9 protein-coding genes are annotated in these 14,937 nt (G+C 51.0%); 8 read left to right on the top strand and 1 reads right to left on the bottom strand.

The annotated features are described in order from the left end of the window. Positions 1-206 precede the first annotated feature (206 nt). A complete protein-coding gene (locus ACX1DY_RS07075; RefSeq protein ID WP_458963495.1) occupies positions 207-2,027 on the top strand; it encodes a family 43 glycosylhydrolase in 1,821 nt (606 codons plus the stop codon). Positions 2,028-2,065: 38 nt separating this feature from the next. Then, positions 2,066-3,493, top strand: coding sequence for a family 43 glycosylhydrolase (locus ACX1DY_RS07070; RefSeq protein ID WP_458963494.1), 1,428 nt, complete (start codon positions 2,066-2,068; stop codon positions 3,491-3,493). A gap of 100 nt (positions 3,494-3,593) precedes the next feature. Here ACX1DY_RS07070 and ACX1DY_RS07065 read toward each other — a convergent pair whose 3' ends face one another. Then, complete coding sequence (locus tag ACX1DY_RS07065) at positions 3,594-4,487, bottom strand: AraC family transcriptional regulator (protein WP_458963493.1); 894 nt, start codon at positions 4,485-4,487, stop codon at positions 3,594-3,596. A 121-nt stretch (positions 4,488-4,608) separates the two neighbouring features. Between ACX1DY_RS07065 and ACX1DY_RS07060 the strand changes: the two genes are divergently transcribed. From ACX1DY_RS07060 to ACX1DY_RS07035, 6 genes are all read left to right on the top strand, one after another. Beyond that, positions 4,609-7,029: a glycoside hydrolase family 31 protein gene (locus tag ACX1DY_RS07060; RefSeq protein WP_458963492.1), complete on the top strand. Its 2,421-nt coding sequence runs from the start codon at positions 4,609-4,611 to the stop codon at positions 7,027-7,029. 23 nt (positions 7,030-7,052) lie between these two features. Continuing rightward, on the top strand, positions 7,053-9,299 hold the full coding sequence (locus tag ACX1DY_RS07055; protein WP_458963491.1) for a glycoside hydrolase family 95 protein: 2,247 nt from the start codon (positions 7,053-7,055) through the stop codon (positions 9,297-9,299). Between the two features lie 276 nt (positions 9,300-9,575). After that, a complete protein-coding gene (locus ACX1DY_RS07050) occupies positions 9,576-11,261 on the top strand; it encodes a type 2 periplasmic-binding domain-containing protein (protein WP_458963490.1) in 1,686 nt (561 codons plus the stop codon). Positions 11,262-11,360: 99 nt separating this feature from the next. After that, the gene (locus ACX1DY_RS07045) at positions 11,361-12,347 is read left to right on the top strand and encodes an ABC transporter permease (protein ID WP_458963489.1); all 987 of its coding nucleotides are present in this window, start codon (positions 11,361-11,363) and stop codon (positions 12,345-12,347) included. Positions 12,348-12,361: 14 nt separating this feature from the next. After that, entirely contained in the window at positions 12,362-13,273 is a 912-nt protein-coding gene (locus tag ACX1DY_RS07040) for a carbohydrate ABC transporter permease (protein ID WP_458963488.1), read from the top strand. Between the two features lie 127 nt (positions 13,274-13,400). Further along, a complete protein-coding gene (locus ACX1DY_RS07035) occupies positions 13,401-14,927 on the top strand; it encodes a response regulator transcription factor (protein WP_458963487.1) in 1,527 nt (508 codons plus the stop codon). The last annotated feature ends 10 nt before the right edge of the window (positions 14,928-14,937 follow it).

Genomic DNA, 14,937 nt, shown 5'->3' with positions numbered 1-14,937 from the left:
TAGGGTTTTGCCCAGAGTATAACATACCCGGGGGTAAAGAAATTAAAGCGTTTTCCTTAAAATCTATAGATGATTCGGGCCGGGCCCATAATCTAAGAATAGATCAATGTTACATGTCTATATGTCATGGACTTCGGTCGAGCCGCTTCACTATACTGTAAGGGACCAAGCTGTGAAGCCCAAAAATTTGTAAAGGTGATGTTGTGATGAACAGGTCGGACAATCATATGAGGCTTACCGTCTATACACGCAAACCAGACCAGGACTACACCGGCTCTCTGAGCAACAGTATTCATTTAGCCTGCACGGATGATAAAAACGAATTTCAGCCGTTGAACCGGAACTATGGCATCTTGTTCGCTTTGGCAACCGTGGATGGAAATAACGTGATTCATGAAAAAGGCTTGAAAAATCCGTATTTGTTCCGGACGGCTGACGGTTCTTTCGGCATTGTTGCTGTAAGAGTAGATGCACTCGGAGATGATGACGAAGACAGCAGAGGGCATATTCTTCTGTGGACATCCCCAGATCTGGTTGCCTTTCATTATCATGGTTTGGTCGAGCTGCACAGAGAGCTGTATGTCAAAGAGGTCGTGTGTGGCCTTGACGACACCGGCGAAGGTTATGAGATTCGCTGGCAGGACAACGAGGGGAACTTTTATTATAACCGCTTGCCTGACCTTGTGCAGCCGGACCGTATTTCACCGCCGGAACCGGCGGAGGCCTTTGTGATAGACCGGCCGGATCAGCCGCTGTCTGGAACAAATCCGGGAAATGTGATTTCGGTGGACAGCAGCATCGGCCGCTCGGTGCAGGCTTCCTGGACACCGGTGTACAATACCGGAATCCGTGTGCCGGAGAGTGTCCGCGTGGCCTCTGCAGATGAATTGAAAGCGATTAAAGCCACAGCGGTCTACTCTGACGGCTCTACCGCAGACAAGCAGGTAGCGTGGAACACTGAAGGCATTGATTTTACCTCGCCCGGAACGTATACCGTAGAAGGCAAGGTGGTCACGCATGATTTCCCGTTCCCTCTGGCCAGTGGGTATGCCGACCCGGTAATCCTTCCGTGGCACAGCAAATATTATTTCCTGGCCACCAATGACAATGTCAATGATATCGGCATCTATGTGCGTGAGTCGGACACGTTAAGCGGCTTATTCGCCCCCGGTTATAAGGAAGCTGTCATCCTGGATCTGAATGAGGAGCACAACTTCATCCAGACGTTCTGGGCTCCCGAATTTCATATCATCGGCGAGGATTTATACATTCTGTTCGCCGTAGGCGGCAAGGAATGGGGACCGCAGTGCCACCTCATGAAACTGAACAAGGACGGCGACATCATGAAGGCTGCGGATTGGAATATGCCGGTTCGTGTGAAGCGGGCGGACGGAGCCTATTTGGCGGAGGACGGTATCACGCTGGATATGACTTATTTCAAGGCCGAGGGTACTTCATGTCTGGTCTGGTCCTACCGCAAGGGGATCGGAACACCGCTAGACACCGGCTCCATGCTGTATATCGCGACGGTAAATGAGGACAATCCTGCGGTACTGACCAGTGAACCGGTGCTGCTCTCGCGGCCGCTGTTCGGCTGGGAGAATGTTCAGGGGACCATTAACAATGAAGGTCCGTATCCTCTTCTTACGGAGGATACGGTGTATATCGCTTACTCCGGCGGAGCCGCGACGGGTTACACCTATGCGCTGGGGCTGTTAAGCATCCCCCGGGGCAGCGATTATCTGGACATCAACGCGTGGACCAAAGCAAGCACGCCTGTATTGTCTTATTATTCTATCGAAGGAATATACGGGCCGGGGCATAATTCATTTTTCAGGGACTATGACGGCAATGTGCTGATTCTGTATCACGGGGAAGAGCAGCTGGTGAAGCATGGGACGAGATGCTCGGCCATGCACAGAGTCCATTTTAACCGCAAGGGCGTACCGGTAATGGATGTGGCGAAAGAAAGAGATGTTCACCCGGATGATGCCGATTGCTCCATGCAAGTGATTGTGAATGCATAAACAGACAAAAATTATTAATGACAAGGATGAAAATTACGATGGCAAAAAAACAAGGATTCAATCCGTATCTCCCGTCCTGGGAATATATCCCTGACGGCGAGCCGTATGTTTTTGAAGGCAGAGTGTATGTGTATGGCTCGCATGACCGTTTTAACGGACACGCTTTTTGCTTGAACGACTATGTTTGCTGGTCGGCACCGGAGGACAATCTGGCGGATTGGCAGTATGAAGGGGTAATCTACCAAACTACGGACGACCCGCTTAATCCTGAAGGAAGCATGTGCCTGTATGCTCCCGATGTCACGGTGGGACCGGACGGGCGGTATTATCTCTACTATGTGCTTGACAAGGTGTCCGTTGTTTCGGTAGCTGTATGTGACAAGCCGGGAGGAAAGTATGAGTTCTACGGCTATGTAAAATATGCAGATGGAACACGCCTGGGGGAGAGGGAAGGCGACGAACCGCAGTTTGACCCGGGCGTGCTGACTGAAGGAGAGAACACCTACCTGTACACCGGATTCTGCGGCTTCGGTGATCTATCCAGACACGGAGCAATGGCTACGGTGCTAGGCCCGGATATGCTCACGATTGTCGAAGAGCCTGTGTTCGTTGCACCGAGCCAGCCTTACAGTAAGGGGAGCGGATTCGAAGGCTATGAGTTCTTTGAGGCTCCTTCCATCCGCAAAAGGGGAGATACCTATTATTTTGTCTATTCCTCAATCTCGATGCATGAGCTATGCTATGCGACTAGCAAGCATCCGACCAAAGGCTTTACATATCAGGGAGTCATAGTCAGCAATTGCGATCTTCATATCAATACGTACAAGCCGGCGGACAAGCCGATGTATTATGGCGGCAATAACCACGGCAGCATTGTTGAAATTAGAGGCGAATGGTATATTTTTTATCACCGGCATACCAATGGGACGGCATTCTGCCGGCAGGGCTGTATTGAGCGGATTGAATTCCGTGAGGATGGCACTATTCCACAGGTAGAGATTACATCCTGCGGTCCGAACGGAGGGCCGCTCGAAGGCCGTGGAGAATATCCGGCATACCTGGCCTGCCATTTGTTCTGCAAAGATCAGGAAATATACACCGGAGGCTTCGGACCTATGGGAGCATGGATGGACAGCCGGTTTCCGAAGATTACCCAGGATGGCAGAGACGGTGACGAGGAAATTGGCTATATTGCCAATATGACGGATTCGGCTACCGCCGGGTTTAAATATTTCGCGTGCGAGGGAGTCAGCAAAGTCACTATCAAGGTGCGCGGATATTGCCAGGGCGAGTTTGTAGTCAAAACGTCGTGGGACGGGCCGGCTCTTGGACGGATACCGGTAGGCTTTACGAATGTCTGGAAGGAATATGCTACTGAAGTGGCCATTCCAGACGGCGTACAAGCATTGTATTTTACCTATACCGGCAACGGAGGCGCCAGTCTGGCCTCATTTACTTTGGAATAACCGAAACGCCTTGATCAAAGAAAAGCAGCATCCGGAGTATTCCACGGTGCTGTCTTTTTTTAACATATCATAAGGGATATTACTGCATCGTGTCCGCTGGCTAAAGACCGGAAGAATAACGGGCCTTGTAGTCCGATGGCGTCATATTCATATAAAATTTGAACCATTTGGAAAAGTAGCTGATATGCTGATAGCCTGACTCCAGCGCGGCTTCCAATACATTGTACGATCCACTGCGGAGCAAATTGGCTGCTTTGTTAATGCGAATATAGTTCAAATACTCCATCGGACGCATTCCGGTCTGGCTTTTGAAAAATTTGCAGAAATGGGAGCGGCTAAGCGATACCACGGAAGCAAGCTGATCCAGATCCAGCTTCTCACTGGAATGCGTCTCCATAAAAGCCAGCACTTGCTTGATTTGCCGGTTGTATTCACGCCCGTGGCGAGTTCCCGGCGTAGGATTGATTTCCATCAATCCGTAATGGTAAATATCCGCAATGGACAACAGCAGGAGAGCTTTCAAGCTCATTTCATAAGCGGTAGATTGGCGCTCGTAGCGGATCAGAAGCTCCCGCACACCTTCGAGCAATCGGGAGTGGGCTTCGTTCGCAGCAGATAATAGGGTTGGCAGTCTGACCGTTCCTTGCAGGAGCGGCTCCATGAATAACTCCTGGATTCGATCCGATTGCAGCGAAGACAGCCAAGATAATTTGAACACGATGGAATAATAGCAAGTGCCGTCACAGGAAGTAGCAATCCCCGAATGGAGTTCTCCCGGATGAATGATCAATGCTTCCCCTGCTTGAATGGCGAATTCACGGTTTTCGATATTGAAGGCGGCAGTCCCTCTGGCAAGATAGATAATCTCCATTTCATTATGCCAATGCACAGGCAGGATGGTATGCACGCTGGCCTGATGCTCCACTTGATAGATATGAAGCGGAAATTCGGGCTGGCCGTGCAGCTTGACCTCCCGGTAACGGTGTTCGTACATCATGTCCTCCTATAGATCGTAATATTGTGTTGATAATTCGCAAATATATGATAGATCATCCGGCATCAATAATAATATCATTATACTATAGCGAAATCATGATGAAAGGCAGGGAGTAGATGTGAAATTGAAGGGTGTGTACTCCGGTTCGGATGGTATCAGACTGGAGACAACAGAAGGAATTATGCATATTGCTTTTTTCACGCCGGGGATTGCCAGAATTCGTTATACCCTGGACTCGGAGCTAAGCGGAAAACAGAGTCTTGTGGTGATCAGTCACCCGGAGGCAGAGGCTGTTCAATGGACGGTTGCAGACCAGCCTGATCATCTGGAAATTTCGACAGCGCTCCTTACGATTCGGGTGGACAAAATGACCTGTGCATTCAGTTATTGGGATGCGGCTGGCAAGCTGCTGACAAAGGAACCGTCCAGAGGCGGCAAAACGCTGGAGCGAACGGATGTATACCATACGGTCTTCGATGCTTCGGCGGATAAGGTTGAAACCGGTCAGGGGGCGGATGGTCTGCGTGCAAGAGCGGAAGGAATAAACCGCAAGCTCGACAGACAAGCCTATCATACGAAGCTGGAATTCGAATGGCAGGAGGGCGAAGCCCTGTATGGACTTGGCTCGCATGAAGAGGGAATGATGAATCTCCGGGGCCGTCATCAATATTTGTACCAGCAAAATATGAAAGCGGTTGTCCCGGTTCTTGTATCTACGCGCGGCTACGGGATTCTGGTAGACTCCTGTTCGTACATGACCTTTCATGATGATGCATTCGGTTCGTATCTCTGGACGGATGTGGATGAAGAAATGGATTATTATGTGATTTACGGCCCGGAGTTTGATCAGATTATAGCCGGGATTCGGCACCTGACGGGGGAAGCGCCAATGCTTCCGAAGTGGTCTTACGGGTATGTGCAATCCAAGGAACGATACCTTTCCCAGGAGGAATTGATTGCCACAGTGCAAGAGTATCGTGACCGCTCGCTTCCCCTCGATTGCATCGTTCTGGATTGGCAGTCGTGGACGGGGAATTTGTGGGGACAAAAGACGTTTGATCCCGAACGTTTCCCTGACCCCTCGGAAATGATGCGCAGCTTGCATGCAATGAATGCCAAGCTCATGGTATCCATATGGCCGATTATGGGTACCGGCGGCGATAACCACCAGGAAATGAATGAGCGTGGTTTCCTGCTTGGCAATCAGGCCACATATGACGCCTTCCGGGAAGAGGCGCGCGGGTTGTACTGGAATCAGGCCGATACCGGACTGTTCTCCCACGGGATTGACGCCTGGTGGTGTGACTGCACGGAGCCGTTCGAGGCCGACTGGAAGGGAGCGGTGAAGCCGGAACCGGAGCAGCGCATGCTGATTAACACGGCAGAATCCAAACGTTATCTTGATCCGGGGCTTATCAATGCCTATTCGCTGCTGCATTCCAAGGGCATCTATGAAGGCCAGCGCGCGGCGGCCACAGGCAAACGGGTCGTAAATCTGACGCGCTCCGCTTTTGCCGGTCAGCACCGTTACGGCACGATTACATGGTCAGGGGATATAGCAGCCAATTGGGAGACGCTAAAAAAGCAGATTGCGGACGGACTTAACTTCTGCGTAACGGGTTCCCCTTACTGGACACTGGATATCGGCGCTTTCTTCGTGCGCAAGCACAAGGAGCAATGGTTCTGGAACGGGGATTATGACGAAGGTGTTGCCGATTTCGGGTATCGCGAGCTGTATGTCCGCTGGTTCCAATTAGGAGCCTTTCTACCCATGTTCCGTTCCCATGGAACAGATACGCCAAGAGAGGTGTGGCGGTTCGGCGAAGAGGGCCAGCTGATGTACGATACGCTGGTGAAATATCTGAAGCTCCGGTACAGGCTGATGCCTTATATCTATTCTCTGGCAGGAGCCGTCGCACATCATAGCTATACGATGCTTCGCGCACTGGCCTTCGATTACCGGGAAGATGTGCGCGCTCATAATATTGACGATCAATTCATGTTCGGTCCGGCCTTTCTGGTTGCGCCGGTCACAACTGCGATGTATTATGGTCCCGGCTCCCGCGAGCTTCAAGGTATCGACAAGCTGCGCAGCGTCTACCTGCCAGCCGGTGAATGGTACGATTACTGGAGCGATGAACGGATTGAGGGCGGCTTGACGATTGAGGCCAAAGCCGATTTGGAGACGATTCCTCTCTTTGTCCGTGCCGGCTCGATTGTTCCGGTTGGCCCGGACGTCCAATACGTGGATGAGCAGCCGGAAGCGGTAATTGGCTTGAAAATATATTCCGGCAAGGATGCGCTGTTCACACTTTATGAAGATGAAGGGGATAATTATAACTATGAGAACGGGGCTTACTCCACGATTGAGATGAAGTGGTGCGAAGCAGACCGTACGTTGACGATAGGGAAGCGGAGCGGGAGTTACACCGGTATGCAGGCAGCCAGACAATTTGCTGTGGAAATCACCGGTCATGCCGGTCGGTCCATTGTTTCTTATCAGGGTGACCCCTTAGCAGTATATTGCAGAATTATCTAAGGTGATTAAGGAGTGTAGCAATTATGACAAGCATGGAACACAAGCGGCGGTTATGGTATAGCCAACCGGCGCGGGAATGGAACGAGGCTTTGCCGATTGGAAACGGGCGGCTCGGCGCCATGATTTTTGGCGGTACAGCCGAGGAGAAGCTGCAACTCAATGAGGATTCTGTATGGTATGGAGGCCCGCGCGACCGCAACAACGAAGACGCGCTGCCTCATTTGCCCAAGATTCGCAAGCTGATTCTGGAGGGAAGGCTGCGGGAGGCGGAGGAACTGGCTGCAATGTCGATGGCGGGACTGCCCGAAGCGCAGCGGCACTATTTGCCGCTGGGAGAACTGCTGCTGTCATTTGACGGTCACGGACAGCCTGCCGAAGACTACAGAAGAGGGCTTGATTTGGAGCGTGGCGTTTCCCGGATCAGTTACCGGATAGGTGAGGCTTGGTATACCCGTGAGATGTTTGCCAGCTATCCGGATCAGGCCATTGCCATTCGAATTTCCACTGATAATAAGAACGGGATTTCCTTAAAAGCGAGGTTCAACCGCCACAACTGGAGATACCTGGAGAAAACAGGGAAATGGCAGAACAGCGGATTGGCTATGGGCGGCGGTTGCGGCGGTGAGGGAGGCAGCACCTTTGCCGCTGTCTTGAAGGCAGTCACGGAAGATGGCATCTGCCGCACCATAGGCGAGTATTTGCTTGTGGATGGGGCAAGCTCGGTTACGCTGCTGCTTGCCGCAGGAACCTCGTTCCGCCATCCCGATCCGGAGCTTTACGCCAAAAGACGGCTGGAAGAGCTGAGTCAGCTTCCCTATGAAGAGCTGCTGGCCCGGCATATCGCAGATTACCGTGGACTGTATGGGCGGGTTACGCTGACCCTGCCGGAGAACCCGGACCAGAGCGCGCTGCCGACCGACGAGCGGTTGAAGCGGTTCCAGAAGGGTGAGGAGGACAACGGCCTGATAGTGACCTATTTCCAGTATGGGCGCTATCTGCTTATCTCTTCCAGCCGCCCGGGCTCCTTGCCCGCAAATCTGCAGGGCATCTGGAATGACAGCTTCACCCCGGCCTGGGACAGCAAATTCACGATCAATATCAATGCGCAAATGAATTACTGGCCTGCCGAAATCTGCAATCTGGCCGAATGCCATGAGCCGCTGTTCGATTTGATCGAGCGGATGCGGGAGCCGGGGCGGGTCACGGCCAAGGTCATGTACGGCTGCGGAGGGTTTACTGCGCATCACAATACGGATATCTGGGCAGACACGGCTCCGCAGGATACCTATCTGCCGGCTTCCTTCTGGCCACTGGGCGCTGCCTGGCTATGCCTGCATCTCTGGGAGCATTATCGGTTCAGCCAGGACCGTTATTTTCTGACGCAGTCGTATGAGACGATGAAGGAGGCGGCCAGATTCCTGCTTGATTATTTGGTGGAAGACGCCGAAGGCAAGCTGATTACCTGCCCGTCCGTCTCCCCTGAGAACACCTATAAGCTGCCGGGCGGAGAGTCGGGAGTGCTTTGCGCCGGGGCTTCGATGGATTTTCAGATTATTGAAGCGTTGTTTGGAGCCTGCATCCGCAGTGCGGAGATTATCGGCAGGGACGAGGCGTTCCGCGAGGAACTCACCGCCGCTCTGGCGCGGCTGCCAAAGCCGCAAATCGGGAAGTACGGCCAGATTCAGGAATGGATGGAGGATTATGAAGAGGTGGAGCCTGGGCATCGCCATATCTCCCATCTGTTTGCGCTGTATCCTGGCGACGCATTCACCGTGGAGCATACGCCCGAGCTGGCTGAAGCAGCCCGGACGACGCTGGAACGCAGACTGGCCAGCGGCGGCGGCCACACCGGCTGGAGCCGGGCCTGGATCATTAACTTTTGGGCCAGATTGAAGGATGAGAGCAAGGCCTATGCGAACGTCCGCGCTCTATTGGAGCATTCTACGCTGCCCAACCTGTTCGACAACCATCCTCCGTTCCAGATCGACGGGAATTTTGGAGGAACGGCGGGGATTGCCGAGATGCTGCTCCAGAGCCACGCCGAGGGAATCAAGCTGCTGCCCGCGCTGCCGCAAAGCTGGAGCGAAGGAAGCGTCAAGGGCCTGCGGGCGAGGGGCGGGTATACCCTTGATTTCACCTGGGCGGAGGGAATCGTTACGGAAGCGGTTGTGACTTGCACAGTTTCCGGTCCTTGCCGGCTTGAAGGTCCCGGTCTTGATTCCGTTTCGTTCACCGGAGAAGCCGGAAGCTCCTATACGTTCACCTGTTAAAGAATGTACAGGAGGAGGGTGTCCAGTTTGTCCGTTCAATAAGCTTGTACTGGCAGGGGCTGGCGTCTTAACGCCAGCCCTATTCTGCCGGGCGGCGGGTTCACCGCAGCAAGTCTTACACGGACAGAAAAGCAAGCGTTTTCTTTGTGTCTTATTTTGTGGGGGGTAGAACTATACTTTATGAATTGTAAGCGTATTCTCGGAAAGTATAATTAAAGATGTCACCAGGTGATCTTAGAAACACAAGCAACTAGCCAAAAAGGGGAGGCATAACAAATGCATAAAACGGTAAAACGTTCCGCCCAGGCAGCAGCAGCAGGTGTATTAGCGTTGGCACTGGCACTGACCGGCTGCAGCTCGAACAACACAAACAGTACCAACAGCACAAACGGCAAAGCAACCAATGGAGGAACCGCTAGTCCGGCGGCAACCGGGGACGATAATTCACCGGTAACATTCTCGGTATTTATGGGGGGGCCCGGGCAGCAGCCTACAGGGGACAACAAGATTCTCAAACTGATTAAAGACAAGACCGGCGTCAGCTTCAATATGGAATTTCTGGTGGGTGACCTGCAGCAAAAGCTGGGGGTAATGATTGCCGGAGGAGACTACCCGGACATTTTGTCGGGCGATGACAAATTAATCAATGCCAAAGCTTACATTCCGCTTGAGGATTTGATTGAGAAGTACGCTCCTAACCTGAAAAAGCATTATGGTGCGGTCTGGAATCAGATTAAGGACGAGAACGACGGCCACATTTACGTTCTGCCAAGCTATGGCGTATATCAAGGTAAAATTACTGAACCGACTTATCAGGGACCAGGCTTCTGGCTTCAAAAGGCTGTGCTTGAGGAGATGGGATATCCGACTCCTAAGACCCTGGACGAGTACTTTGATATCATCGCAAAATATAAAGCGAAGCACCCGGATATGATCGGATTTGAATCTCTCAACTTCGACTGGCGTGTGTTCCCGCTGCAGAATGCTCCTGAGCACTTATCGGGCCACCCTAATGACGGGGCTGTTATTGTAGACAACAACAAAGCGCAAATTTTCGCTGATAAGGATATTGCCAAGACCTATTACAAGAAGCTCAATGAGATTAACGCTCAAGGCCTGATGGACAAAGAAGCCTTCGTACAGAACTATGACCAGTACCTGGCTAAGGTCGCAAGCGGCAAGGTCATCGGTATGTTTGACCAGCACTGGAACTTCCAGGATGGCGAAACGTCCCTGATCTCCCAAGGCAAAATTCAAAATACGTATATCGGCTTCCCGCTGCTCTATCCGGGCGCGCAGGAATGGTATCGTGACCGTGGAGCGGTCGGCACCAACCGCGGATTCGGGATTTCGATCAATGCCAAGGACCCTGTACGGATTATCAAATTCTGGGATCAGATGATTACAGAAGATTGGCAGAAAACGATCCAATGGGGAATCAAAGGCGAAGACTATGAGGTGAAGCCAGACGGTACGTTCTACCGGACCCCGGAACAACGGGCGAACGCTGATAAAACAAGCTGGCAGGTCGCTAACAAGATCACAACCATGCATGGATATATGCCGAAAATTCAAGGGACCTACAGCGACGGGAACTCAGCAGATCCGGGAACTCAGCCGCAGGAATTCTTCGACAGTCTGAAGCCTTACGATCAGAAAATCTTGAAGGCGTATAACAAGAAATCTTGGTCTGAGTTCTTCAAGGAACCCAAAGAAAATAATATCTACTTCCCTGCTTACTCCATCGTTCTTAAGGACGGTTCGCCGGCCCAGCTTGCGCAGTCCAAGCTGAATGACCTGCAGATTAAATATTTGCCGAAGGCCATTATGGCCAGCCCGGCTGATTTTGATGGGGTCTGGACGGATTATGTCAACCAGATACACAAGCTGGATATTAAGGCATATGAAGACCGGATTAATGAAGGAATCCAGCAGCGCATCAAAAACTGGAGCGTGAAGTAGTGTAATTCAAAGCTGGAGACAGAGCGGGAAATCGTATTTCCCGCTCTTCATTAATCCGGATAGTGTGGAGAGAATGATCATACAGGAGGGGAATACTACATGTCTGATACCGTACTGGACAAACAGGTCAAAACACAGAAGACCCGAAAACGCAGAGTCGATCCGGAAATCGGTGTGAGCCTTAGCTGGAAGACGCTAAAAATGCAGAAACAGCTTCTTTTTATGTCCGTACCGATTGCTATTTATTTGCTTATCTTCAACTATGCTCCCATTTGGGGCTGGCTGATGGCCTTTCAGAACTACCGTCCGGCGCTTTCCTTCGCAAAGCAGGAATGGGTTGGCCTGCAGCAGTTCAAATTTCTATTTTCAGATGAGACTTTTATGATGGTGCTGCGCAATACGCTTGCCATGAGTTTTATTAACCTTGTGCTTGGTACGGTTACGGCAATTGGCCTTGCTCTGCTGCTAAATGAGATTAAAGTCAAGTTTTTCAAACGTATCGTTCAGTCGATTTCATATTTGCCGCACTTCTTATCCTGGGTTATTGCAGCGGGCATCGTTGCCACTTCACTGTCGATTGATGACGGGATTGTCAATGTAGTCTTAATGAAGCTTCACTTAATTAAAGAACCGATTATGTGGCTCAGTGAAGGCAAATATTTCTGGGGCATTGTCGGGGCCTCGAACGTGTGGAAAGAGGTGGGTTGGGGAACCATCATTTATCTGGCTGCCATTACCTCGATTGATCCTGCTCTGTATGAGGCAGCGTCTATGGACGGCGCCAAGCGTTTTCAGAAGATGCGCTATGTTACTCTGCCGGGGATTAAGGCCACATTCGTTATTTTGTTGATTATGAACATCGGGCATATTCTGGATGCCGGTTTTGAACTTCAATACTTGCTGGGCAACGGGCTTACTGTGGACTGGTCGCAAACCATTGATATCTTTGTACTGAAGTATGGTATCTCTATGGGGAACTACTCTCTGGCTACGGCGGCAGGGATCTTCAAAACCGTCGTCAGTGTCATACTCGTATTTATCGCAAATTATATCGCAAAACGCCTCGGCGAAGAGCGGTTAATATAAAGGAGGAAGCCCATATGAAAGCTGTGACGAAAAGTTCAAGCCGGATTGAGCCGATTGTATTTAATACGATCAACACGCTTTTCATGCTCTTTGTGGTTGCCATCACACTCTATCCATTCCTCCACACGCTGGCTGTTTCTTTAAATGACGGCAGTGACACTCTTGCCGGTGGAATATATTTATGGCCCCGTGCTTGGACTATGGAGAACTATAAAGCAGTCTTTATTTCAGGGACGATTTACCATGCCGCTTTTATCTCTGTGTCCCGTACAGTGCTCTCGACGGTGTTCGGCGTATTTCTGACTACAATGCTGGCGTATACACTGGCGCAGCCGCAATACATTTTCCGTAAAAAAATTAGCTTACTGTTCATCTTGACCATGTATTTCAATGCCGGCCTGATCCCGAACTACTTCCTTATAAAAGAGCTGGGCCTGCTTCATAGCTTTATGGTCTATATCCTTCCAAGCTTGGTCAGCGCATTCAACCTGATTATCATGCGGACGTATATAAGGTCTCTTCCAGCCGGTCTCACGGAGTCTGCAAAGATCGACGGGGCGGGAGAGTTCAGAATCTTCTGGAAAATCATCTTTCCGCTGTGTACTCCCGTCGTAGCAACCGTAGCCTTGTTTATCGCCGTAGGCGCGTGGAATGCCTGGTTTGACACGTTCATTTATGCTTCCTCAGATATCAATCTAAGCACACTGCAATATGAAATGATGAAGCTGATGAATTCAACCATGAGCACGAACAACGATCCTTCCTTGCTGGCAGGTGGTCAAAATAATCAGGTGCAGGCAATGGTGACACCGGCTTCCATCCGTGCAGCCATCACTATCGTAACTGCAGTACCTATTTTGTTCGTATACCCTTTCTTGCAGAAGTATTTCGTGGTAGGATTAAATTTAGGAAGTGTTAAAGAATAACTGGGTTATAAATATTATAATGGATAATATGTAAAAAACCGTTTCGGCAGTGGCCGAAGCGGTTTCTCCTGTTCAACAACTGTGAGCTTGCCGGAATCAAAATTTAGAAATAAAGATGGTGAAGCCAATGCTTAAGGTACTGTTTGCTGACGATGAGCCGCTGATGCTTGAAGGGCTGCGATTCCTGGTGGACTGGGGGGAACTGGATTTTGAGGTGTGCGGTGAGGCTCTGGATGGCGAAGATGCGCTGCAGCTTATTCATAGCACACGGCCTGATTTGGTCATAACCGATGTACGTATGCCTGTAATTGATGGCCTTGGACTCATTGGAAAAGTTTCTGAAAGCGATTTCCAACCGAAATTCATCATCATTAGTGGTTATGCTGACTTTGCGTATGCCAAGGAAGCTCTTAGATATGGCGTGTCGAACTATTTAACCAAGCCACTGGATGAAAGAGAATTGACAGAGGCGCTGCAAACCGTATCCGAACAAATATATGCTGAGCGCAAGCTTGCTTCAAGACAGGAAAGGGCTTCCGCCTATATGCAGGCCGAAACCGTATCCCGTCTTCTAATGCGTGAGAATACTGCGGAGGAAGTGAAGGCGGCGCTTGAGACGCTGGATATACATCCCGGCTCCCGGATATGCTGTGTACTGGTCCAAGGGGATTCACTCAACAGCCCGTATTTGCGAAGCCGGGTTTATTCCATGAATGCCGAGGAAACTTTCCGCAATATAACCGTGTATCCTTTTATGGCCGGAAGCCATAAGCATGGCTACTTGCTGGTTTCCCCGCAGGAAGGCCCGGAGCTTGACCCGAGGCTGCTGGCAAGCTGGATCAATGAAGTGCAGACTCAATACAGTGGACAGGTATTTTTCTCCGCTAGCCTTGAGCATCACGGCACAGCATTTCTAAATGCGGCGTATCATGAAGCGCTGGCTGCTGAACAATGCCGTCCCGATCTGAACAACCACGAAATCGGTTTCTTTCAGAAGCAGGCTAGGGATCAGATGATTATGCTTCCGGCAGGGCTGAAGAAATCGCTGCTTCAATCGGTTACCGAAGGGCGACTTGACCAATTAAGCTCCCAACTGAGTGAGGTATTTAAAATTTTCTCGGCGGATATTACTTCAAGTGCATGGATCGACGCTTTCTTGGGTAATATCAAAGCTGAGCTGCTCCGTGAAATAGACGCAAGAGGAGGAGACTCGGCAATTTGGGCGGATAAATGGTTTCCGCCCCGGGCAACCGCCTGCTGCTTGCCGCTGCTTGAGCGGCAGACGGAGGAGGATCTGCACGAAGTTGCAGCATGGTTCGCCTCAGCGGATAACAATCAGGAGGACCTGCTTGTTACGGCGGCGATTGGCTATGTCCGGGCGCATTATCAGGAGAAGCTGAAGCTGCAGGACATTGCGAAGCATTTGCATGTGAATGCTGCCTACCTGGGACAACGAATCAGGAAACGTTACGGCATCTCCTTTAATGAATTTCTCCATGAGTACCGCATTGAGGAAGCCAAGAAGCTGCTGCGCCGGACGGATATGTGCATTTCGGATATCTCGGGGCGTGTGGGATATTCGGACGCTGATTTGTTCGCTGCCAAGTTCAAAGCGCTAAATGGCGTCTCGCCCTCGGTGTATAAGAAGGGCTAATTCAAGGGGG

The sequence above is a fragment of the Paenibacillus sp. BAC0078 genome, from assembly GCF_054483875.1.
This window is presented reverse-complemented; position numbering and strand designations above follow the sequence as displayed.

What these genes read in the sequence shown, in the direction of transcription:
- ACX1DY_RS07065 (WP_458963493.1), bottom strand. Translation starts at nt 4,487, where the DNA reads ATGTACGAACACCGTTACCGGGAGGTCAAGCTGCACGGCCAGCCCGAA.
- ACX1DY_RS07035 (WP_458963487.1), top strand. Translation starts at nt 13,401, where the DNA reads ATGCTTAAGGTACTGTTTGCTGACGATGAGCCGCTGATGCTTGAAGGG.
- ACX1DY_RS07045 (WP_458963489.1), top strand. Translation starts at nt 11,361, where the DNA reads ATGTCTGATACCGTACTGGACAAACAGGTCAAAACACAGAAGACCCGA.
- ACX1DY_RS07050 (WP_458963490.1), top strand. Translation starts at nt 9,576, where the DNA reads ATGCATAAAACGGTAAAACGTTCCGCCCAGGCAGCAGCAGCAGGTGTA.
- ACX1DY_RS07055 (WP_458963491.1), top strand. Translation starts at nt 7,053, where the DNA reads ATGACAAGCATGGAACACAAGCGGCGGTTATGGTATAGCCAACCGGCG.
- ACX1DY_RS07075 (WP_458963495.1), top strand. Translation starts at nt 207, where the DNA reads ATGAACAGGTCGGACAATCATATGAGGCTTACCGTCTATACACGCAAA.
- ACX1DY_RS07070 (WP_458963494.1), top strand. Translation starts at nt 2,066, where the DNA reads ATGGCAAAAAAACAAGGATTCAATCCGTATCTCCCGTCCTGGGAATAT.
- ACX1DY_RS07040 (WP_458963488.1), top strand. Translation starts at nt 12,362, where the DNA reads ATGAAAGCTGTGACGAAAAGTTCAAGCCGGATTGAGCCGATTGTATTT.